Raw genomic sequence first — 20,544 nt, forward strand, 5'->3', positions numbered from 1 at the left:
AGGTCCCCTCATGCAAACGGTTTCCGAACCTACCCTGAATACAAACGTGGCCACCGGTATCGACAGCCGCTCCGCCCGACCCTCGATTCCACTGCTGCTGGCGGCCCTGCTACTGGTGATGTTCCTGGCGGCGCTGGACCAGACCATCGTCTCCACCGCGCTGCCGACCATCGTCGGCGAACTGGGCGGCCTGCACCTGCTGTCGTGGGTGGTGACCGCCTACCTGCTGGCCTCCACCGTGGTGGTCCCGCTGTATGGCAAGTTCGGTGACCTCTACGGTCGCAAGCTGGTGCTGCAGACCGCCATCGTGCTGTTCCTGCTGGGTTCGGCGCTGTGCGGGCTGGCGCAGAACATGACCCAGCTGATCCTGCTGCGCGCCCTCCAGGGGTTGGGCGGAGGAGGCCTGATGGTGGTCGCGATGGCGGCCATCGGCGACGTCATCCCGCCGGCCGAGCGCGGTCGCTACCAGGGGCTGTTCGGTGGCGTGTTCGGCCTGGCCACTGTGGTCGGCCCGCTGGTGGGCGGCTTCCTCGTCGAGCAGTTGTCCTGGCGCTGGATCTTCTACATCAATCTGCCGCTGGGGATCGTCGCGCTGCTGGTGATCGGCAACGCCTTCCGTCCTCACGTCGCGCGGGTGAAGCACGTCATCGACTATTTCGGCGCCTTTTTCCTGACCCTGGCGCTGGCCTCGCTGGTGCTGATCACCAGCCTGGGCGGCAGCACCCTGGAATGGACCTCGATCGACATCCTGGTCCTGGCCCTGTTCGCCGTTGTCGGGGTGGTCGGCTTCGTCCACGAACAACGTATCGCCGCGGAGCCGATCATGCCGCTGCACCTGTTCCGCCATCGAACCTTCGTGCTCGCGGGGCTGATCGGTTTTACCGTGGGCGTTTCGCTGTTCGGCTCGGTGACCTTCCTGCCGCTCTACCTGCAGGTGGTGAAGGACGCCACGCCGACCAGCGCGGGCCTGCAGATGCTACCGCTGATGGGGTCGATGCTGCTGGTCTCGGCCATCACCGGCCGGCTGATCAGCCGCTGGGGGCGCTACCGGGTGTTCCCCATCCTTGGCACCTTGCTGCAGGTCATCGCCCTGGCGTTGCTGAGTCGTCTCGACCTGCAGTCGTCAATGCTGCAGATGAACCTTTACATGGCGTTGCTCGGCGCCGGGCTGGGCATGGTGATGCAGGTGCTGATTCTGGCGGTGCAGAACGGCGTCGAGTTTCGCCACATGGGGGTAGCCACCTCCGGGGCGACACTGTTCCGCTCCATCGGCGGCTCCATCGGCGTTTCGGCGTTCGGCGCGTTGTTCACCCATGAGCTGATGAGCCGCCTCGTCAGCAGCTTCCCGGCCAATGCCGGCTCACCGGCCAACCTGTCCCCGGCCGACGTGCATGCCTTGCCGATGGCCCTGCAGCAGACCTACCTGGCCGCCTTCTCCGGGTCGATGCACTGGGTATTCCTGGTGGCGTGCCTGGTCAGCGCCGTGGCGTTCGCGCTCTCCTGGCTGCTACAGGAGGTGCCGCTGCGCGCGGCCTGAGCCGCCGGGGACGCCGCCCGCCAAGGCCTACCTCCAGCCGCCGGCCGCCTTGCGAACGTGCACGGTGACATTGCCGGCGCGCCAATGGCCTTGGTCCGCGCGCTCGCTTATAGTCGCGCCCCCCAGCGAAGCCGCCAGCGCCATTCAGGCCTGTCTTCGGCAACGCTACCACTCACGGCGCGAGGAGCACGCCAGATCATGAAAACAGAACAAGGCATCCTGCGGCTCTCCATCATCGTGACCGTGCTGCTGGCCGGTTTCGGGATCATCGTCGGCCTGTTGTCGGGATCCTTCTCCATCGTCTTCGACGGTGTCTACTCGCTGGCCGACGCCAGCATGAGCGGCCTGGCGCTGATGGTGGCCACCCTGATCCGCCGCCACACCACCGAAGGCGACGCCAGCCGGCGCCTGGCCGAGCGCTTCAACATGGGCTTCTGGCACCTGGAGCCGATGGTGCTGGCGCTCAACGGCACGCTGCTGTGCGGGGTGACGCTGTACGCGTTGATCAACGCCGTCGGCCGCCTGCTCAGCGGCGGCCACGCGCTGGAATTCGGCTTCGCCATCCTCTACGCCGCCGTCGCCACGCTGGTCTGCTTCGCCCTGGCGGCGGTGCAGTTCCGCGCCAACAAGCGCATCGGCTCGGACTTCGTCGCCCTCGATGCGAAGTCCTGGGTGATGTCCGGCAGCATCTCCCTGGCCTTGCTCATCGCCTTCCTGGTCGGCGACGTGGCCACCGTGAGCGGCTACGCCCACATCGGGCCGTATGTCGACCCGGCGGTGCTGGCGCTGATCTGCCTGGCGATCCTGCCGATTCCGTTCCTGACCATTCGCCAGGCGTTCAAGGACATCCTCCTGGTCACTCCGCCGGAGCTCAAGGAACACGTCGACGAGGTGGCCACGGCCACCGTCGCCCAGCATGGCTTCCTGGCCTACCAGGCCTACGTCGCCAAGGTCGGGCGGGCGCAGCAGATCGAGCTGTACTTCATCGTCCCGCCGACCTGGCCGGCGCAGACCCTGGCCGAGTGGGACAGGCTGCGCGACGAGATCGGCGAGGCCATCGGCGGCGAAGGCCCCAACCGCTGGCTGACCATCGCCTTCACCACCGATCCGCTCTGGACCCGCTAGTTTGCCGGTCGGGACGCCGCGGCAGGCCCGTCGCTGCCCGCCGCGCGCGGCGGATGCGCGGACTTCGCGAACTCCTGGCGCAACCACGACAGCACGCGCTGCGCCGGGCGTGACCGCTGGCCACCCCGCTCGATCAGGTGGAACGCGCGTCCGGAACTGACGCGATAGAGGGTCAGCCCGACCAGGCGGCCTTGTTCGATCAAGGGCGTCACCAGCGGCTCGATGCCAATGGCGATCCCGTCTCCGCGCAGGGTGCGCTCGTAAAGCAGCACCGAGTCGACCGGGCGGATGCGGATCTCGCCGTGGTCCAGCGGGTGCGCCTCCAGCCATTCCTGCCAGAACTCCGGGCGGTGGTTCGGCCCGAGCAGCCGGTGTCGCAGCAGATCGGCAGCGTCCGAGATGCCGCTGAGGTGATCGGGGCTCCAGACCGGGTAGAGGTGGATCGGCAGCGTCGGCACCGTCGCCTCGGCGGTGCTGGTCGATAGCCGGATGACCGCGTCCAGGTTCCGCGCATCGAGATCCTCGAGCACGGCAGAGGTCTGAACGTCGACTTCGATATCGGGGTTTTCGCGTTCGAATCGGTTCAGCCGGGGAAGCAGCCAGCGTGTCGCGAAGGTAGGCACCGTCGACAGCCGGACGACATGGTCGTGCTCCCCCCTGGCCTCCCGGCTGGCTTGCCGGAGCTCGGCCAGCACCGGGGCCACGCGGGCCAGGAAGGCCTCGCCGGCCGGCGTCACCACCACGCCGCGGGAGACGCGATCGAACAGGCGCACCTCCAGGTCCGACTCCAACTGGGCAATGCGCCGGCTCAGTGCCGGAACCGACATGGCGATCTCATCGCCCGCGGCCGCCAGGCTGCCGAGGCGGGCAACGGCCAGGGCCGCTTCGAGAGACCTGAGCGAGGGTAATCGCATGCGGGAAACCTCCAGGGATCGTCACAATGCCTTTCGATTTCCGAAAGGCACTTGTCGAGATCGCAATTGTTCCGGATGGAAGAACCACCAAGACTCCGGGTGATCGGCAACGGATCAACCCATTCCCTCTGGAGGATAAGCCAATGTCAGCCCCGGAATCTCCCCGCTCTCCCGCCGACAGTCTCGTCACGTCACCTGGCTCCTCGCAGGGGGACGTGCGTGCCACCGATGGCCGGGCCCATCGCGGAGTCGAATTGCGTGGGGAGAATGGTGTCGAAGGTCCGAAGGCCTTCTACATCCACATCGAGGCGCGTCCGGGTAAGGAACGCGCGGTCATGCAGATGCTGCGTGACATCTACGGATGCGTGCTGGATGAGCCCGCGACAGGGCCATGGTTTGCCGTGCGTTATTGCGAAACGACCTTCGGCATCTTCGAGGCATTTCCCAGTATCGCGGGCCGCGATGCCCATGTGGCCGGCGGCGGTGGCGATATCTTCCGCGACAGCGCGCGGATGAACGACATCCTTGCGTATCCGGCCCAGGTCCACCGCGTCGATGTGCTGCTGATCAAGGCGCTGTTCGCCACCTAGTGGTTTCGCTCACACCGCAAAGGAGAGGGGATTTGCCTCAACGCTCGCCCTGGCACCAGCGTCGGATCGCATTCCTGGCCGACACCACCGCGCTGATCCTGTTCTTCACCACGACCGGGATTATCAATGAGCGATTCATCGCCGGCATGGTGTGGGACCAGGTGCTCCAGGCTCGACTGCTGGGAGCGCTGCTGATGGTGCCGGTGGCAAGGCCCTACGGCCTGTGGCGGGACTGGCTGATGCAGCGAGCCACCCGGGGACGGCTGTCCCGGCTGCTGTGGGACAGCCTGGCGCTGGTGAGTTTCCAGGTGCCGCTTTATGCGGCGATCATCGCCAGCAGCGGAGCCTCGGGTAGCGGCCTGCTGCGCGGGACGCTCGGCGCCGCCGCGATGATGCTCCTGCTGGGGCGGCCTTACGGCGCATTTCTCAACGGGGTTCGCAGGCTCTTCGGATTACCCGCCGGCGGCGCGAAACCCATGTCGCTGAACAGCTGAACCGACGCGCTCGCTTGCAGCGGGCAGCGCTGGTCGAACGAGGAAGAAACCACGATGAAGGCCGCCTATTACTACACGCAGGGCCGCGCGCGGGACGTATTGACGGTGGGCGAGGTCGCGGAACCCGTGCCCGCTGCCGGAGAGGTGCGGGTACGCATCTTTGTATCGGGGTTGAACCCGAGCGACATCAAGGCACGGACGGGCTTCTCGGCCGCGATGGCCTACCCGCGCATCATTCCCCATCAGGACGGCGCGGGGGTGATCGATTGCGTCGGCGAGGGCGTGTCCGCGCAGCGCATCGGGCAGCGGGTCTGGGTCTACGAGGCGCAGCAGGGAAGTGCCAACGGCACGGCCGCCGAATCGGTGGTGGTGCCGGAGCACAAGGCGGTCGAGCTGCCGGCGGACGTGGGGATGGCGGTGGGAGCGTGCCTGGGCATCGCCGCACTGACGGCGCACCGTTGCCTGCTGGCCGACGGCAGTATCCGCGGGAAGCGCGTGCTGGTGCATGGCGGTGCCGGCGCTGTCGGCAGCGCCGCGATACTGCTCGCCAAGTGGGCGGGCGCCTGGGTGGCCACGACCGTTTCCACTGCGCAGCAGGCGGCCGTGGCGCGCGCTGCCGGCGCGGACCTGGTCATCGATCGCCATCGGCAGCGTACCGCGGACGTGCTGATGGCCGCCACCGGCGCCGAGGGCGTCGAGCGGATCGTGGACGTGGACCTGTCGGTGAACCTCGCCACCAACCTTGCCTGCTCGGCGCCGGGCGCCGTGGTGAGCGCCTACGCCCTGCGGCAGGCGACGGATGCCGTATCGGTGCCGATGCTCGAAGCGATGAAAAAGGGCATCGTGCTTCGCTTCGTGTACATCTACAGCGTCCCGCAGGCGGACAAGCTCCTGGCGATTCGCGATATCACCCAATGCCTGAGCGCGGGAGCCTACGCGCCGGAAATCGGCCGGATATTCAGCCTGGATCGGATCGTCGACGCCCACGAGGCGATGGAGTCATCCTCCGTGATCGGGAAGATCCTCATCGAGGTCAGGGGCGAAGGTTAGCCGGCAACGCCGCCCAACGGGCCTCACGCTGCCGGCCCATGGAAGAGCGGCCCTTCCCGAAGTGATAGAGGCACGATGCTCATTCCCGCTACGCCCGAAGGAGATCCGGCCTTTGCCATGCCGTGAAGAAAGTGCCGTCGCCGATACTGCGCTCCCCGCCGGGGGCTGCTGACGATAGCTATCAGCGGCATCGCAGAGATCAGGGAACTACCGTGAGTCGACCATCATCCGACGGCGCTGCTGGCTTTCGAGCAGTGTGGGGCGGCCGCATGCGAGCGGCGCTGGGCACCGCCGCCACCTGGGGTTTTGTCTGCTGGCTGGCTGCGCTCCCGTGGACGCTTGGCGGATTTGAATTTGGCTTTCCTCCACTCCTGCTCGCCTTGGTGGCGGGCGGGCTCTGCGCCTTTTCCTTCACCAATTGGGTATTGTCGATTAGCTCCCGGCGCATCGCTTGGACGCTGCGCATGGGCATGCTGCTGGCGATCATCGTGACGTTCGTCAACCTCACCGCAGTGTTGAAACTGATCAAGCCGCTACCGGATTGGGCTTCCCGCCAACTGTTCTTCCTGATGATCGCCTTCGGCCCGTTTAGCGCCTGGGTGCTGAAGATGGAGCTGTACCTGTTCATCGACTGGCTCGGTGTCCACGCGGGTGCATGGCTGCGTCGCCTCAGGCTATTGCCAAAAGAGCAGCCTGACCCCGTCGCCCCTCGCTGGGCGATCAACAAGGCTCGGCCGGCGGTGTTAAAAGTTCACGCGTTGCGATGGAGCATGCGCGCCCTGACCGCGAGCATCGTCGCCGTCACTCTTTTGGGGAGCGGGATGAGCCTGGTGATCCTGATCTCCCTGGATCTACATGGGCTGCGTGTGCCGCTAGCTCTGGCCATTATCGTCTGCGCGGTGATTGGTTTGGCGTTGGCGTATTTATTCCTCACGCACCTGCGGTCACGCCGGCGGCGCTGGCAGATCATGATCGATGCCGCGGGGATCAGTGTGGCGTGTACCCACCAGAGCTGGGTGTTTCCGTGGCGGGAATTGACGCGGGTCGAACTGCGGCAAAACACGGACTATGCCCGCCTGGTCGTTGCCAGCGCCTCGCAGCGCATCAGCTTATTGACGGGAATTGTCACCAGGCAGCCGTGCCACCTGCCGCCTTTCCCGAAAGAGGTTCAGCGCCGCTTGCGCTCCTCCGGGCTTGTCGAGTTGCCCGTCAAGGCGGCGGATCTGGCAATCTGGCAGCGTTCGTCTTGACACTCGGCGGCAGGTGCGGGCGAGGGGGCGAACAATGCGCGAATTGCAGGGACTCAACAGCGTGGCTGAACGATGAACAACTATCCCGTACGTCCGCCTGCCCGCCGGTGGAAAAACATCCTGGGCTGTGTTCTGGGAGGTTTTCTCGGCGTGGGGGGCATCTTTGGCGCCAGCATCGGCGCGCTGTTATTGATCGAGCAGGTCTGGCCTGAAGCGTCCCTGAGATTTGATACGGTGTCTCGTGCCACCGTGCTGGCGGTGCTCCTGGTACTGGTGCACCCGTGGTTGTCGTTGCGCCTGCTCCGAGGTCACCCGTTGCTGGGCGAGCACGCTATCGTTGAGCGGCCCCAGCGCACCTTGCGTGGCACGGCCATCCTCTGGTTCGTGCTGCCGCATATCGTTTCCGCCGGCGTGTTGTTCTGGTCGTTCATGTCTATCGAGTGGTGGCTGACACGATGGCAGATCCCCAAGCCAGGCCTATTCATCCTGCTGTGTGGCGCCGCAACCTTCGTCCCGGTGCTCGGCTGCTGGGCGCTTGCCGATAAGTTGCTCGACCGCTGCCCCCGCGCCGAGCTGCACCTGGTGCAATTGCGCAGGGACATCATCGGCAGTTGGGGCATGGCTAGCGCAATGATCGCGGGGATCGCAGCCATGTTCTCGCTGCTGATGCGCCAACTGTAGGGAGAAGAGTGCTTGCCTATCGCATTCTTCCAGGTACGTCAGTCCGCACAAATCCCCAGAATCGCCCGCGCCGCCGCCTCGGTGCCGCGCGAGGCCTGCATCTGTTCGCGCACGGTGGCCAGGCGTCGCTGCATGGCCTGGTCCGCGAGCAGCTCGGCGAGGGCGGCGGGCAGCGCCGCCAGCGGGTTTTCGAAGCGCGGCAGGTAGCGCGCCACGCCCACTTCCTCGGCGCGCCGGGCGTTGTCGTGGCCGTCCCAGCAGTAGGGGATGATCACCGACGGCAGGCCGAAATACAGCGCCTCGCAGAAGCTGTTGTTGCCGCCGTGGTGGATGAACAGCTGGCACTCGCGCAGCACCGCCGGCTGCGGGTACCAGCTGTCGAGGTAGACGTTGTCCGGCACCGTGTCGTAGTGCTCGCGGTAGGCGCCGACGTTGATCAGGAAGCGGTAGGGCAATTGCGCCACGGCGTCGATCAGTCGGCGCATCATCGCCACATCGGCGGCGCCCAGGCTGCCGAAGCTCACGTAGATCAGCGGGGCGTCGTCATGCCGGGGGAACTGCGGGGGAATGTACGGCGCCTCGCTGCGCACGCAGCCATCGAGGTACAGGTAGCGCTCGGCGGGCAGCGGTTTTTCGCGCTCGTAGCGTACCGGCTTCGGTGACAGCAGCAGGTTGAGCCAGGGCGAATCCTCGAGGAACTGGCCGGCGGGCAGGGGCGGGTGGCCGCACTCGGCGAGGAAGCGGGCGAAGCGCTCATGGGCGGGCCGGGTCGCTCGCAGGTAGTGTTCGCGATAGGTGGCGCAGGCCTGTGCATCGCGGCTGCTGGCGCCGGACAGATAGGGCGGCACGGCGGCGTCGGGCAGTTCGGTTTCCGCGCAGGAGACCATGCGCACCCAGGGGCAACCGGCCGCGGCGATGGCCGGGAAGCTGACCACGTTGTCCAGCACGATGGCGTCGGGCTTGAGCCGGGCGAGCAGCTGCTGCAGCGGTTTTTCCGACTCGATGGCGGTGTCGATGATGGCTTCCCAGGCCGGCGCGACGTAGCTGTCGATCTGCGCCAGGGGCGGCTGGTCGAAGTACGGCACGTTGCGCTCGATGAAGCGCTCCCAGTAGTGCTGGTGGTCGGCGGCGGAGAGCGGCGAGTCCAGCTGCAGCGGGTACTCGGCGAAGCCGTACTCGGCGAAGATGCCCTGGAAGTGCGCATGGCAGATGAACACCGGGCGGGCGCCCAGCTCGCGCAGGGCCTGGGCGATACCGATGCAGTTCAGCGCGGCGCCGAAGCTGGCCTCGGGGAAGAAGGCGATGGTTCTTGTTCTTTGCGTCATGGGCACATCCGGGTGTTGCTCAGAGCCTGTTTACGATCTGCTGCGCGTCGGCATAACTGCGTTAAAAACAGGCTCGGATTGCTCATTTACAGCTCGTAAACTCCGCATCCTCGCCTGTTTTTGCCTTGTTTTGCTCTGGCTCGCGAGATCGTAAACAGGCTCTCACGGGCACTGCGTGAAACTGATACTGCATTTTTTCGTTAAAAAAAACACCGTGGCAGAAAAATAATCAGCGGCGGCCCACGGCGAACGACTGGGGGATGCCGCGGTTGGCCGTCTGCGGACGTTGCGCGAAGGACAGCCGCAAGTGCAGGCGCATCAGGTCGGCGGCCACTTCCAGCTGGCCGCGCTCGATCTGCTCGATGATCCGCAGATGCTCGCGCAGGGCCTCCTGCAGGCGGTGCACGCTGACCATCGGCAACAGGTTGGGCAGGCGGCGCAGGCGCTGGTGCTGCAGCAGGGCATCGCCGACGAAGCGGTTGCCGCAGCCCTGGGCGATCAGTTCGTGGAAGCCGATGTCCAGCTCGCGGAACTGCGCCACGTCGAAGCGCTCGATGGGCGCGCCGAGCAGCTCCTGCATGGCGCCGCGCAGCAGCGCGAGGCGCGCAAGATCCGGCTCGAAGCCAGGGGCGAGCAGCGCCTCGGGCTCGAGGATCAGGCGGTAGCGCAGGCTGTCTTCCAGCGCCGCCAGGTTGTTCAGCAGCGGGCGGAACGACCAGCTCTGCCCGGCGCCGCGCTCCAGCACCTGGTCTTCGCTGAGCTGCGCCAGCACCTTCTGCGCGGCGGCGCGGCCGATGTCGTAGCGGCGCATCAGTTCGCTGGCGCTGAGGCTGTTGCCCAGCCGGCCGGCCATGCGGTCGCGCAACACCGAGGCGGCCAGCGCCTGTTCCTCGGCCTGGGGCAGGGCGGGGCCGAGCACCTGAGCGGACGGGTCGGCGGCCAGGCGATAGCCCTTGCCCGGCTCGTGGGCCACCAGGTGCTGTTCCAGCAGCAGGTCCAGGCCCGCGCGGATCAGCGTGCGCGACACGCCGAAGGTGCGCGCCAGTTGCTGCTCGGACAGACCGTCGCCATCGCTCAATCCCGTGTCCTGGGCGTGCTCGATGATCCGCCGGGCCAGTTCCAGGTGGTTGGTGCGCGGTCTTTTTTCGGTGTCCTTGCTCAAGCGGTTTCTCTCCAGCAGGCCCGTGGTAGAGGGGCGACCCGTTATGCCACAGCGGGGGTGGCCCAACAAGAATGTGAGAAATGGTTGTAGGAAATTGTTGACTTCGCCAGCTGTTCGGTTTTTATTTTTGAAAAAAGACATGTAGTACGCTTTTCGTTCCGCTGCCGTCGACACAACAACAACCAATCGTCAGGTACGCAAGATGAAGCTGAAGACCATGCTCTACGCAGGGGCCACCCTTGCGCTCACGCTGTCCGCCACCACGGCCAGCGCCAAGGATCTGGTGATCTCCATCTGGGACGGCTACATGGCCCCGGACAACCTGGAGAAGTTCCAGAAAGCCACTGGCCTTGAAGCCGACAAATCCCTCCACGCCACCAACGAAGAGATCATGGGCAAGCTCATGGCCTCCGGCGGCGAAGGCTATGACGTGGTGTTCGTGTCCTCGCCCTTTGCCGAGATCCTGCACAAGCAGGGGCTGCTCGCCGAGATCGATCCGGCCAAGGTGCCGAACCTGAAGAATCTCTACCCCGAAGCGCAGAAGCTCGAGTACGACGTCGGCAACCACTTCTCCGTGCCCTACACCTGGGGCACCACCGGTATCTGCTACCGCTCGGACAAGGTCAGCCCGGCGCCGTCCAGCTGGAGCGACCTGCTCAAGCCTTCCGATGCCCTCAAGGGCAAGACCACCATGCTGGCCACCGACCGCTGGCTGCTGGGGGCGGGCTTTCTCGCCAACGGCTGGTCGGTCAACGACGGCAACCCGGACCAGATCAACGCCGTGCGCGATCAGCTGATCGCCACCAAGAAGCGCCTGCTGTCCTTCGACGACACCACCTTCTACTCCAAGCTGGCCTCGGGCGAGGCGCTGATGGCCCACGCCTGGGATGGCTGGTGCAACTACGGCACCCAGGCCAACGAGGCGATCAAGTTCGTCGTGCCCAAGGAGGGTTCCGACCTCTGGGTGGACACCATGGTCGTGCTCAAGAGCTCGAAGAACCCCGACGCCGCCTACCGCTTCATCAACTACATGCTGGAGCCGGCGAACCACGCCTGGGTCGCCGAGAACATCCTCTACAAGGTGCCCAACCAGGCGGCGATGGCGACCTTGAAGCCTGACCTGCTGGCCAAGTACCCGAACCTCACCACCACGCCGGCCGAGCTGGTCAAGCAGCAGCAGTTGCGGGATGTCGGCGGGTCCACGCAGAAGGCCTACACCCGCGCCGTGACCGAAATCATGGCTGCGCAGTAGGGCCGGCTGCGCGTCGGCGATGCTGCGTTGAGAACAAGCGCGGGCTTGCTTATTTACATCCGCGCCCACGCTTGTTCTCGCCTTGCCTCGCTCTAGCTCGCTCGCCCCACAAGTTCACTGCATTCAATAACCCTGAAGCACCCCGCCTGGCGTGGGGTTGGGGGAACTACGCATGACCGCTTTGTCCGCCGACCGGAAACTCTCGGCCTGGCTGCTCGCGCCCGGCCTTGGCTGGCTGGCCCTGTTCCTGCTGCTGCCGTGCCTCTTGGTGCTGGTCTACAGCTTCCTCGAACGCGGTGCCTATGGCGGCATCGACTACGTGTTCACCTGGGAAAACTACCGCCGCGCGGTGGACCCGCTGTACCTCGACATCCTCCTGCGCTCGGCGAAGATCGCCGGCCTGGCCACGCTGTTCGCGGTGCTCATCGGCTACCCGGCGGCCTACGCCATCACCCGCAGCACGCCTCGCCGGCAGGCCGTGTTCCTGTTCCTGGTGATGCTGCCGTTCTGGAGCAACTACCTGATCCGCACCTACGCCTGGATCGTGCTGCTCAACCGCGAAGGCCTGCTCAACCGGCTGTTCCATCTGCTGGGCTACAGCGGCGAGCCGATCAGCCTGCTGTACACCGACGCCACCGTGGTGCTGGGGCTGGTCTACAACTACATCCCCTTTGTCATCCTCGCCATCTACAGCTCGCTGTCGCGCATCGACAACGAACTCTGGGAAGCCTCGCGGGACCTCGGTGCCTCGGGCTGGACCACCTTCCGCCGGGTGATCCTGCCGCTGTCGGTGCCGGGCGTGGCCGCCGGTGCGGTGTTCGTCTTCGTGCTGTCCATCGGCAACTTCATCACCGCCGACCTCTTGGGCGGCAAGCAGGTGCAGATGGTCGGCAACCTGATCTACGCGCAGTTCCTCACCGCGCGGGACTGGCCGTTCGGCGCGGCGCTGAGCTTCTTCCTGATCGGCATCATGATGCTGCTGCTGTTCATCCAGGCCATGGTCTCGCGCCGGGCCCAGGGCGCGGAGGGTGAACGCCATGCGTAACGCCTCCGGCATCGCCCTCGGCGCACACCTGTGGCTGGTGTATGCGTTCCTCTACGTGCCGATCCTGGTGCTGATCCTGCTGTCGTTCAACGCCAGCGGCCTGCCCACCGCCTGGGGCGGCGCGTCGCTGAAGTGGTACGCCAAGCTGCTGGCCAACGCCTCGATCCAGCATGCGGCGCTGAATACCCTGATCGTCGCGCTCACTTCCACCTTCGTCGCCTGCGTGCTGGGCACGCTGCTCGCCCTCGGGGTGGAAATGCGCGCCCGCAATAACCCCGGCAAGAAGGGGGCGAACCTCGCCGACACCCTGCTGATGGCGCCGATGATCATCCCCGACATCGTGCTGGCCATCGCGCTGCTGAGTTTCTTCAACCTGCTGAAGATGAGCCTGGGGCTGCACTCGATCATCCTCAGCCACGTGGTGTTCAACATCGCCTTCGTCTGCGCGGTGGTGCGCACGCGGCTCAAGCACTTCGACTACTCCATCCTCGAAGCCTCCATCGACCTGGGCGCCGGCTGGTTCACCACCGCGCGCCGCGTGCTGCTGCCGGCGATCTTCCCCGGCGTGATGGCCGGCGGGCTGCTGGCGTTCACCCTGTCGGTGGACGAATTCATCATCGCCTTCTTCAACTCCGGTTCCGGCAGCGCCTCCACCACCTTGCCGATGCAGATCTACTCGATGATCCGCTTCGGCGTGACGCCGGAAATCAACGCCCTCGCCACCCTGGTGATGCTGGTCAGCTTCACCGCGCTGTTCGCCTCCCAACGTCTGAACAAGGTGCCCAAAGCCCATGACTAAGTCATCCGACCTGCTCGTGCTGGAGCAGGTGAGCAAATCCTACGGCGAGGGCCTGACCGCGGTGGACCAGGTGTCGCTGAGCATCCGCGAGAACGAATTCTTCGCGCTGCTCGGCCCCTCCGGCTGCGGCAAGACCACCCTGATGCGCATGATCGCCGGCTTCGAGACGCCGACCTCCGGCGCCATCTACCTCAATGGCCAGGACATCTCGCCGCTGCCGCCGAACAGGCGCCCGCTGAACCTGATGTTCCAGTCCTATGCGCTGTTCCCCAACATGACCGTGCGCGGCAACATCGCCTACGGCCTGGAGATGGAAAAGCTGCCGGCCGCGGAAATCCGCCAGCGCGTCGATGCGGTGCTGGACACCGCGCAGCTCGGCGCGCTGGCCAACCGCCGGCCGGACCAGCTCTCCGGCGGCCAACGCCAGCGCGTTGCCCTGGCCCGCGCCCTGGTCAAGCGCCCGCGCGTGCTGCTGCTGGACGAACCCCTCGGCGCGCTGGACAAGAAGCTGCGCGAGAAGATGCAGCTGGAGCTCAAGCGCCTGCAGCACGAGAGCGGCATCACTTTCATCATGGTCACCCACGACCAGGAAGAAGCGCTGGTCATGTCCGACCGCATGGCCGTGCTGCGTGACGGCAAGGTCTGCCAATGCGGCAGCCCCAGCGAACTCTACGAAAACCCGGGTAGCCGCTTCGTCGCCGACTTCATCGGCGTCAGCAACCTGATCGAGGGCCGCCGCGTGGGCACCAACCGCCTGCAGGCCGGCGGCCAGGTGCTGAGCATCGAGACCACCGCCGAGTCGAGCCCCGAGAGCGTGACCCTGGCGCTGCGCCCGGAGCGTTTACGGGTACTCACCGACGCAACGCCCGCCACCGACAACCAGATCCACGGCGAGGTGGCCGAGGTGGCCTACCACGGCCTGGACACCAACCTGCACGTGAACACGGCGCTGTCCAGCAAGCCGCTGATCGTCCGCGTGCCGTCTTCGGACTACGACTTCCTGCGACTCGCCGCCGGCATGCCGGTGCGCCTGGGCTGGGATGCGCGGCATGGCCGCGTGCTGACTCACTGATCGCCTTAAGAACAAGACTGACTGGAGAGCACCATGAGTAGTGAACGCAAGGTCATCGCATTCTTCCCCGAGGCCGCCTACGGCCCGGCCCTCAATTCGGTGGGCATCGCCCAGGCCTGCGAGGCGCTGGGGCACAAGGCGGTGTTCCTCACCGACCCGGGCATGACCGGCGTGTATGCCGCCTACGGCTTCGAGGAGCACTACGTGAACATGTCCGAGCCGATGCCGGCCGAGGAGATGGCGCGCTACTGGACGGACTTCATCAACGGCCATATCCCCAACTTCCGCAAGGCGCCGATCGACCAGCTCGACAACTACGTGAAGGAGTGCTGGGAGGCCATCGTCTCCACCGCCAAGTGGGCGCAGAAGGAGCTGCCGGCGATCCTCGACCGCATCAAGCCGGACCTGATCTGCGTGGACAACGTGATCCTCTTCCCGGCCATCAAGCACTACGGCAAGCCCTGGGTGCGGATCATCTCCTGCTCGGAGAACGAGGTGCACGACCCGGACATCCCGCCGTACCTGTCGGGCATGAGCGTGGACGACAAGGACGGCCACGCTCGCTTCCAGAAGCGCTTCGAGGAAGTGATCGCGCCGATCCATGCCGACTTCAACGACTTCCTCGCGCAGTGTGGCGAGCGCCCCTATCCGCTGGGCACCTTCTTCGAGGAGTCGCCCTACATGAACCTGCTGCTCTACCCGGACCCGGTGAAGTTCCAGCGCCGCCACCCGCTGCCGGCGCGGCAGTTCCACTACCTGCAGGGTTGCGTGCGCACCGACAAGCCGTATGAGATTCCGCAGTTCAAGGCGCACAACGACAAGCCGCTGCTGTACGTCAGCTTCGGCAGCCTGGGCTCGGGCGACGTCGAGCTGCTCAAGCGCCTGGTCAACACTATCGGCAAGCTGCCGTACCGCGCGCTGTTCAACGTCGGCGAGCACGTGGAGAAATACACCGACCTGCCGGACAACGTGATCGTCTCCAACTGGTACCCGCAGCCCTCGGTCATCGCCCAGGTCGACGCGGTGATCCACCACGGCGGCAACAACAGCTTCACCGAGTGCCTGTTCTTCGGTAAGCCGGCCATCGTCATGCCCTACGTGTGGGACGGCCACGACAACGCCATGCGCGCCCAGGAGAGCGGCCATGGCCTGCGCATGGATCGCTACGACTGGAGCGAGGAGGACCTCGCGCGCAACATCGCCCAACTGCTGGGCGATGAGCTGATGCGCGAGCGGCTGGCGCGCACCAGCGACTACATGCGCTCGCGCAAAGGGCCGGAAGATGCCGCGCGTATCCTCGACCGGCTGGCCCAGGGCAAGGCGGTGAACCATGCCTGAGTTCAAGGCCGCGTTCTTTAATGGAGAGAGCACTGCGCCGCACATCCGCGGCGCCCGCGACTACGACGACCTGGTGGACTGGGGCGTGCAGTCCGACGCGCTGGAGGGTGTCTCGCACTCCAGCGGCCGGCTGCTGTTCAAGGGCCCGAACAACAGCCCTGAAACCGGCGTGTGGGTCTGCACACCGGGCCGCTGGCGGCTGTCGATCCCGCGCGACGAGCTGTGCCACTTCGTATCCGGCCGCGCCACCTACCGCTCCGACGCGGGCGAGGTGATCGAGGTCGAGCCCGACACCCTGGTGCTGTTCCCCGCCGGCTGGACCGGCGAATGCACGGTGCACAGCACGATACGCAATCTCTACATGCTGGCGTGATTTCCGACTCCATCGGCGGATAACCGCGAGTGGTTATCCGCCCCATGTTTCGCCTCATCAGGAGTGAACGATGAAGACCCCCGTTATCCACCGCCCGCTGCAGGTCACCGAACTCAAGGACTGGGGCGTGATCCCGACCATGCTCGAGGGCGAGTCCCACGTCAGCGGCGTGGTCCTGCACAAGGGGCCCGAGGGCCAGTCCGAATGCGGCATCTGGCATTGCACGCCGGGCAAGTGGTTCTGCCACGTCACCAGCGACGAGTTCTGCCACTTCCTCGAAGGCCGCTGCACCTACGTGCACGAGTCCGGCGAGGTGATCGAGATCGAGCCGGACACCGCGGCCTTCTTCCCCAAGGACTGGAAGGGCGTGTGCACCGTGCACGAGACCATCAAGAAGGTCTACATGATCCGGTGATGCCATGAACCTGCCCTGCGACACCACCCGTGCCGCCGCCCGCGAGACCTTCCTCGCCGGCAACGGCCTGGCCGGCGCAGCCATTACCGCGCTGCCGGCGGACGCCTCGATGCGGCGCTACTTCCGGCTCGACGGCAAGGGACTGCTGCTGATGGATTCGCCGCCCGGCGCCGAGCCGCTGGCACCCTACCTGCGGGTGGCGCAGCTGCTGCGCGACTGCGGGCTTTCCGCCCCGGGCGTGCTGGCCGCCGACCGCGAACTGGGCCTGGCGTTGGTCGAGGACTTCGGCGATGCGACCTACACCCGGCTGCTCGCTGCCGGCCATGACGAGGCGGCGCTGTACCGCCTCGCCGTGGACGCCCTCGTGCGCCTGCACCGCGCCGGGCCCCAGGCCGCCGAGGGCGTGCCGGCCTACGACGGGCAGAAACTGGCGGACGAAGCGGCGCTGTTCATCGACTGGTACGCGCCGCTGCTGGTGGGCGAGAAGGCCGCGGCGCTGCTGCGCGAGCGCTACCTGGCGGAGTTCGCCGCGCTCTGGCGCGACGTCGCCCTGCGCCGCGAGGTGCTGGTGCTGCGCGACTACCACGTGGACAACCTGATGCTGCTGGAGGGCAGGGCGGGCGTGGCCGCGTGCGGGTTGCTGGACTTCCAGGATGCGCTGTTCGGCTCGCCGGCCTACGACCTCATGTCCCTGCTCGAAGACGCGCGCCGCGACATTCCCGAAACCCTGCGCGTGACCCTGCTCACCCGTTACCTCGGCCAGCGTGCGGAGGTGGACGGCCGGCGCTTCATGGCCGACTACCAGGTGCTCGCCGCGCAGCGCCACGCCAAGGTGCTGGGCATCTTCGTGCGCCTGGCCAAACGCGATGGCAAGCACGGCTACCTCAAGCACCTGCCGCGCGTGCTGCGGCTGTTCCAGCGCGCGCTCGACAGCGAACACCTGCGCCCACTCGCGGCGCTGCTCGACACCCATCTGCCGAACTGGCGCCAGGGGCTTGAGAGCGACGTGATCGCCCAGCGCCTGGCTTCTTCCCAATCCCTGCGGAGCATTCCATGACCGACTTCCACGTTGATCGGCCCCTGCGTTTCATCGGCCCGGATTACCAGGGCGTGGCGACGCAGCGCCTGCGCGACATCGTCAACCCCGCCGACCTCACCCCGGTCGGGCGCATCGCCCTGTGCGATGCCGAGGACGTGGACGCCGCCATCGACGCGGCCAACGCGGCGCAGCGCCAGTGGAAGCGCATCGACGCGAAATCCCGCGCGGCGATCCTCCACCAACTGGCCAACGCCATCGAAACCGACCAGGCCACCCAGCGCGAAGTGGCGCGGCTGATGACCCTGGAAATGGGCAAGCCGTTCCCCGAGGCCATGGGCGAGCTGGCCAACTGCGCGCCGATCTTCCGCTACTACGCCGAGATGGCCCGCGACGAGGCCGGCAAGGTGGCCGGTACCACGCAGCTCGGCTCGTTCCAGCATGTGCGCTACGAGCCCTACGGCGTCAGCGTGCACATCATGCCGTTCAACTTCCCCATCCTGCTGATGTGCTGGACCCTGGCCGCCTCGCTGGCCGCGGGCAACGCCTGCATCGTCAAGCCGGCGGAAAGCACCACGCTGTGCACGCTGAAGTTCATGCAGCACTTCAAGGTGCTGCCGGCGGGGATGGTCAGCTGCGTACCCGGCGACGCCAGCACGGCGCAGCGCCTGGTGCAGTCCGAGCGTACCCACGCCGTGGCCTTCACCGGCAGTGTCGCGGCCGGCAAGGCAGTGGCGGTGGCCTGCGCCGAGCGGATGAAGCCGGCGGTGATCGAGGCCGGCGGCAGCGACCCGATGATCATCTCCCGCCATGCGCCGCTGGAGGTCGCGGCGGCCGGCGCGGTGACCGGGGCTTTTCACCTGAGCGGGCAGATCTGCACCTCGGCGGAGCGCTTCTATGTGGTCGATGAGGTGCACGACGAATTCGTCGCGCGCTTCGCCGAACGCACCCGCGCGCTGCGTATCGGCCATGGGCTGGAGCGTTCCGAGATTGGCCCGATGGTCAGCGAGGCGGCCCGCGCCAAGGTGATCCGCCTGGTGGACGACGCCCTCGCCAAGGGCGCCACGCTGGTCTGCGGCGGACGCATCCCGCCACAGTTCCCGGTGGGCTGGTACTACGAGCCGACCATCCTCACCGACGTCACCCCGGCCATGGCGATCTTCCATGAGGAATGCTTCGGCCCGGTGGCGGCGATCTGCAAGGTGAAGGACTTCGACGAAGCCGTGCGCCTGGCCAACGATTCGCCCTTCGGCCTGGGCGCCTCGCTGTTCTCCACGGACCTTGCCGAAGCAATGGAAGCGGCGGATCGCCTGGAAGCGGGGATGGTCTGGGTGAACAACCCGCTGATCGACAACGATGCGCTGCCGTTCGGCGGCTGGAAGATGTCCGGCATGGGCCGCGAGCTGGGCCGCCAGGGGCTGGATGCGTTCCGCCGCTCGAAGATGGTGATCATCGACCACCAGCCGCAGATCCACTCCTGGTGGTACCCGTACAGCGACGAGGTGTTCTACCAGGGCTGAGCGGCGCGGCGCCTCACTCCGGCTGGTGGCAGACGCAGCAGAGCTTGTTGCCGTCGGGGTCGCGCAGGTAGGCGCCGTAGTAGTGCGCGTGGTACTCCGGGCGCAGCCCCGGGGCGCCCGCGCAGGTGCCGCCGTTGGCCAGGGCTGTGGCGTAGGCTCGGTCCACCATCGCGCGGGAGCTGGCTGCCAGCGCGAGCATCTGCCCGTTACCGGGGGCCGCTTCGCCTTCGAACGGCGCGCCGACGATGAACAGCGGGCGCGGCGCGTCCGCCGGCATCCAGGCGGCCCAGGGGCGTTCGCGCTCGATGAACTTCAGCGGATAGCCCAGCACCAGCATGAGCGGCTGGTAGAACGCCAGGGCGCGCTCGAAATCCGTGGTGCCGAGGAAGACGTGGGACAGCATGCCGATGCTCCTTCTGTTCAGGTCAGCTGCGGGGCAAGCCGCTCCAGCAGCCGCGCCTTCACCTCGGGCCATTCGCTGTCGATGATGCTGAAGCGCACCGAGTTGCGCTTGCGGCCGTCGGGCATGATGCGTTCGTGACGGACGATGCCTTCCTGCACCGCGCCCAGGCGCAGGATGGCGGCGCGGGATTTCTCGTTCAGCTCGTCGGTGGTGAACTGCACGCGCACGCAGTCCAGTGCCTCGAAGGCGTAGGTGAGCAGCAGGAGCTTGGCCTCGGTGTTGATCGGCGTGCGCTGCGCCGACAGGGCAAGCCAGGTGTGGCCGATCTCCAGCTTGCGATTGGTGCGGTCCACCTTCCAGAAGCGGGTGCTGCCGACGATCTTGCCCGTGCGCCGGTCGAGGATGGCGAAGGGCAGGACGGTGCCTTCCTCCTGGCCCTTCTCGGCCTTGGCGATGTAGCTGTCGACGGTATCCGGGCCGGGCACCACGGTGACCTTCAGGTTCCATAGCTCGCCGTCGGCGGCGGCATCGAGGAGGGCCTGAGCGTGTTCGGCGCGCAGAGGCAGGAGTTCGACGTGCTGGCCGGTCAGGTGCGGGCAGGTGAGGGCGGGCATGCTCTTGGGCTCTGGTGGAGTGCGATCACAGACTACCGGATGCCGGTGCATTTCTGTAGGAGCGGACCACGCCCGCGATCGCGCGCATGGCGCGCTCCTACACATGGGCGCTGCGCAACGGTGTTTGCCGGTGAGCATGGATGACGCCGCGATGGATTTCGCGGACAAGGTCCGCTCCTACCTGAAATATCGCGCCGGCGCACGCCCTCTCCCCCCGCCCTGGCTACGCGCCCCGCTCCGAAGGGAGCGGGAGCCGTCCGGCGTGCGCGGTTAACACCGAGCTCATCGGCAGACACGGAAGATCGCTGGGCACGGATATCCCCTCTCCCTTCAGGGAGAGGGTTAGGGAGAGGGAAAACCCAGGAACGGCGTTCCGGTGAAGGACAGTTGCTCCTACCAGAAGACGGTCATCAACGGTAGGAGCGGGCCACGCCCGCGATCGCGCGCATGGCGCGCTCCTACACATGGGCGCTGCGCAACGGTGCTTGCCGGTGAGCATGGATGACGCCGCGTTGGATTTCGCGGACAAGGGGTCCGCTCCTACCCAAA

21 protein-coding genes are annotated in these 20,544 nt (G+C 66.5%); 16 read left to right on the plus strand and 5 right to left on the minus strand.

Translation table 11 applies throughout. The features are described from left to right. Positions 1-10 precede the first annotated feature (10 nt). Positions 11-1,537, plus strand: a complete 1,527-nt coding sequence (locus tag ACNFIA_RS09525) for an MDR family MFS transporter (protein ID WP_416784351.1) — start codon at positions 11-13, stop codon at positions 1,535-1,537. A gap of 198 nt (positions 1,538-1,735) precedes the next feature. Then, positions 1,736-2,662: a cation diffusion facilitator family transporter gene (locus tag ACNFIA_RS09530; RefSeq protein ID WP_259755372.1), complete on the plus strand. Its 927-nt coding sequence runs from the start codon at positions 1,736-1,738 to the stop codon at positions 2,660-2,662. On the opposite strand, the gene ACNFIA_RS09535 is transcribed toward ACNFIA_RS09530, so the two are convergent. Further along, positions 2,659-3,576, minus strand: a complete 918-nt coding sequence (locus ACNFIA_RS09535) for a LysR substrate-binding domain-containing protein (RefSeq protein WP_416784353.1) — start codon at positions 3,574-3,576, stop codon at positions 2,659-2,661. The genes ACNFIA_RS09530 and ACNFIA_RS09535 overlap by 4 nt on opposite strands. 26 nt (positions 3,577-3,602) lie before the next feature. Between ACNFIA_RS09535 and ACNFIA_RS09540 the strand changes: the two genes are divergently transcribed. The 5 genes from ACNFIA_RS09540 (at position 3,603) to ACNFIA_RS09560 (ending at position 7,641) form a co-directional block, all read left to right on the plus strand. Further along, positions 3,603-4,166 (plus strand): putative quinol monooxygenase, encoded by a 564-nt coding sequence (locus ACNFIA_RS09540; RefSeq protein WP_416784355.1) that lies wholly within the window; start codon positions 3,603-3,605, stop codon positions 4,164-4,166. A 32-nt stretch (positions 4,167-4,198) separates the two neighbouring features. Continuing rightward, positions 4,199-4,660: an L-alanine exporter AlaE gene (gene alaE, locus ACNFIA_RS09545; protein WP_416784357.1), complete on the plus strand. Its 462-nt coding sequence runs from the start codon at positions 4,199-4,201 to the stop codon at positions 4,658-4,660. A gap of 54 nt (positions 4,661-4,714) precedes the next feature. Next, a complete protein-coding gene (locus ACNFIA_RS09550; protein ID WP_416784359.1) occupies positions 4,715-5,710 on the plus strand; it encodes an NADPH:quinone reductase in 996 nt (331 codons plus the stop codon). A gap of 212 nt (positions 5,711-5,922) precedes the next feature. Beyond that, the gene (locus ACNFIA_RS09555) at positions 5,923-6,960 is read left to right on the plus strand and encodes a hypothetical protein (RefSeq protein ID WP_416784361.1); all 1,038 of its coding nucleotides are present in this window, start codon (positions 5,923-5,925) and stop codon (positions 6,958-6,960) included. A 72-nt stretch (positions 6,961-7,032) separates the two neighbouring features. Beyond that, positions 7,033-7,641 (plus strand): hypothetical protein, encoded by a 609-nt coding sequence (locus ACNFIA_RS09560; RefSeq protein WP_416784363.1) that lies wholly within the window; start codon positions 7,033-7,035, stop codon positions 7,639-7,641. A 38-nt stretch (positions 7,642-7,679) separates the two neighbouring features. On the opposite strand, the gene ACNFIA_RS09565 is transcribed toward ACNFIA_RS09560, so the two are convergent. Further along, entirely contained in the window at positions 7,680-8,966 is a 1,287-nt protein-coding gene (locus tag ACNFIA_RS09565; RefSeq protein ID WP_416784365.1) for a nucleotide disphospho-sugar-binding domain-containing protein, read from the minus strand. 229 nt (positions 8,967-9,195) lie between these two features. Continuing rightward, on the minus strand, positions 9,196-10,128 hold the full coding sequence (locus ACNFIA_RS09570) for an FCD domain-containing protein (RefSeq protein ID WP_416784367.1): 933 nt from the start codon (positions 10,126-10,128) through the stop codon (positions 9,196-9,198). A gap of 202 nt (positions 10,129-10,330) precedes the next feature. On the opposite strand from ACNFIA_RS09570, the gene ACNFIA_RS09575 reads away from it, so the two are divergent. From ACNFIA_RS09575 to ACNFIA_RS09615, 9 genes are all read left to right on the plus strand, one after another. Further along, entirely contained in the window at positions 10,331-11,380 is a 1,050-nt protein-coding gene (locus tag ACNFIA_RS09575; protein WP_259755362.1) for a polyamine ABC transporter substrate-binding protein, read from the plus strand. Between the two features lie 172 nt (positions 11,381-11,552). After that, positions 11,553-12,425, plus strand: coding sequence for an ABC transporter permease (locus tag ACNFIA_RS09580; RefSeq protein WP_416784369.1), 873 nt, complete (start codon positions 11,553-11,555; stop codon positions 12,423-12,425). Beyond that, a complete protein-coding gene (locus tag ACNFIA_RS09585; RefSeq protein ID WP_416784371.1) occupies positions 12,418-13,224 on the plus strand; it encodes an ABC transporter permease in 807 nt (268 codons plus the stop codon). Before ACNFIA_RS09580 ends, ACNFIA_RS09585 begins: the two co-directional genes overlap by 8 nt. After that, positions 13,217-14,296, plus strand: a complete 1,080-nt coding sequence (locus tag ACNFIA_RS09590; RefSeq protein ID WP_259755359.1) for an ABC transporter ATP-binding protein — start codon at positions 13,217-13,219, stop codon at positions 14,294-14,296. The genes ACNFIA_RS09585 and ACNFIA_RS09590 overlap by 8 nt, the downstream gene beginning before the upstream one ends. Positions 14,297-14,329: 33 nt before the next feature. Beyond that, a complete protein-coding gene (locus ACNFIA_RS09595) occupies positions 14,330-15,634 on the plus strand; it encodes a nucleotide disphospho-sugar-binding domain-containing protein (RefSeq protein WP_416784374.1) in 1,305 nt (434 codons plus the stop codon). Next, positions 15,627-16,007, plus strand: coding sequence for a cupin domain-containing protein (locus tag ACNFIA_RS09600; protein ID WP_416784376.1), 381 nt, complete (start codon positions 15,627-15,629; stop codon positions 16,005-16,007). The genes ACNFIA_RS09595 and ACNFIA_RS09600 overlap by 8 nt, the downstream gene beginning before the upstream one ends. Before the next feature lie 70 nt (positions 16,008-16,077). Next, on the plus strand, positions 16,078-16,422 hold the full coding sequence (locus tag ACNFIA_RS09605; RefSeq protein ID WP_017519228.1) for a cupin domain-containing protein: 345 nt from the start codon (positions 16,078-16,080) through the stop codon (positions 16,420-16,422). Positions 16,423-16,426: 4 nt separating this feature from the next. Further along, on the plus strand, positions 16,427-17,479 hold the full coding sequence (locus ACNFIA_RS09610) for an aminoglycoside phosphotransferase family protein (RefSeq protein WP_416784378.1): 1,053 nt from the start codon (positions 16,427-16,429) through the stop codon (positions 17,477-17,479). Then, the gene (locus ACNFIA_RS09615) at positions 17,476-18,978 is read left to right on the plus strand and encodes an aldehyde dehydrogenase family protein (protein ID WP_416784380.1); all 1,503 of its coding nucleotides are present in this window, start codon (positions 17,476-17,478) and stop codon (positions 18,976-18,978) included. The genes ACNFIA_RS09610 and ACNFIA_RS09615 overlap by 4 nt, the downstream gene beginning before the upstream one ends. A 13-nt stretch (positions 18,979-18,991) precedes the next feature. Here the strand turns inward: ACNFIA_RS09615 and ACNFIA_RS09620 are convergent, their stop codons facing one another. Together ACNFIA_RS09620 and ACNFIA_RS09625 are read right to left on the minus strand one after the other, a co-directional pair. Continuing rightward, positions 18,992-19,381, minus strand: a complete 390-nt coding sequence (locus ACNFIA_RS09620) for a VOC family protein (protein WP_416784382.1) — start codon at positions 19,379-19,381, stop codon at positions 18,992-18,994. Positions 19,382-19,398: 17 nt separating this feature from the next. After that, complete coding sequence (locus ACNFIA_RS09625; protein WP_416784384.1) at positions 19,399-19,995, minus strand: GNAT family N-acetyltransferase; 597 nt, start codon at positions 19,993-19,995, stop codon at positions 19,399-19,401. Positions 19,996-20,544 lie beyond the last annotated feature (549 nt).

Source organism: Pseudomonas sp. NY15437 (genome assembly GCF_048068435.1).
GTDB lineage: Bacteria > Pseudomonadota > Gammaproteobacteria > Pseudomonadales > Pseudomonadaceae > Pseudomonas > Pseudomonas nitroreducens_B.

Coding starts and splice junctions, on each gene's coding strand:
- ACNFIA_RS09525 (WP_416784351.1), top strand. CDS start 11: ATGCAAACGGTTTCCGAACCTACCCTGAATACAAACGTGGCCACCGGT.
- ACNFIA_RS09615 (WP_416784380.1), top strand. CDS start 17,476: ATGACCGACTTCCACGTTGATCGGCCCCTGCGTTTCATCGGCCCGGAT.
- ACNFIA_RS09540 (WP_416784355.1), top strand. CDS start 3,603: ATGCCTTTCGATTTCCGAAAGGCACTTGTCGAGATCGCAATTGTTCCG.
- ACNFIA_RS09530 (WP_259755372.1), top strand. CDS start 1,736: ATGAAAACAGAACAAGGCATCCTGCGGCTCTCCATCATCGTGACCGTG.
- ACNFIA_RS09585 (WP_416784371.1), top strand. CDS start 12,418: ATGCGTAACGCCTCCGGCATCGCCCTCGGCGCACACCTGTGGCTGGTG.
- ACNFIA_RS09600 (WP_416784376.1), top strand. CDS start 15,627: ATGCCTGAGTTCAAGGCCGCGTTCTTTAATGGAGAGAGCACTGCGCCG.
- ACNFIA_RS09595 (WP_416784374.1), top strand. CDS start 14,330: ATGAGTAGTGAACGCAAGGTCATCGCATTCTTCCCCGAGGCCGCCTAC.
- ACNFIA_RS09550 (WP_416784359.1), top strand. CDS start 4,715: ATGAAGGCCGCCTATTACTACACGCAGGGCCGCGCGCGGGACGTATTG.
- ACNFIA_RS09625 (WP_416784384.1), bottom strand. CDS start 19,995: ATGCCCGCCCTCACCTGCCCGCACCTGACCGGCCAGCACGTCGAACTC.
- ACNFIA_RS09560 (WP_416784363.1), top strand. CDS start 7,033: ATGAACAACTATCCCGTACGTCCGCCTGCCCGCCGGTGGAAAAACATC.
- ACNFIA_RS09590 (WP_259755359.1), top strand. CDS start 13,217: ATGACTAAGTCATCCGACCTGCTCGTGCTGGAGCAGGTGAGCAAATCC.
- ACNFIA_RS09575 (WP_259755362.1), top strand. CDS start 10,331: ATGAAGCTGAAGACCATGCTCTACGCAGGGGCCACCCTTGCGCTCACG.
- ACNFIA_RS09620 (WP_416784382.1), bottom strand. CDS start 19,381: ATGCTGTCCCACGTCTTCCTCGGCACCACGGATTTCGAGCGCGCCCTG.
- ACNFIA_RS09535 (WP_416784353.1), bottom strand. CDS start 3,576: ATGCGATTACCCTCGCTCAGGTCTCTCGAAGCGGCCCTGGCCGTTGCC.
- ACNFIA_RS09605 (WP_017519228.1), top strand. CDS start 16,078: ATGAAGACCCCCGTTATCCACCGCCCGCTGCAGGTCACCGAACTCAAG.
- ACNFIA_RS09565 (WP_416784365.1), bottom strand. CDS start 8,966: ATGACGCAAAGAACAAGAACCATCGCCTTCTTCCCCGAGGCCAGCTTC.
- ACNFIA_RS09580 (WP_416784369.1), top strand. CDS start 11,553: ATGACCGCTTTGTCCGCCGACCGGAAACTCTCGGCCTGGCTGCTCGCG.
- ACNFIA_RS09610 (WP_416784378.1), top strand. CDS start 16,427: ATGAACCTGCCCTGCGACACCACCCGTGCCGCCGCCCGCGAGACCTTC.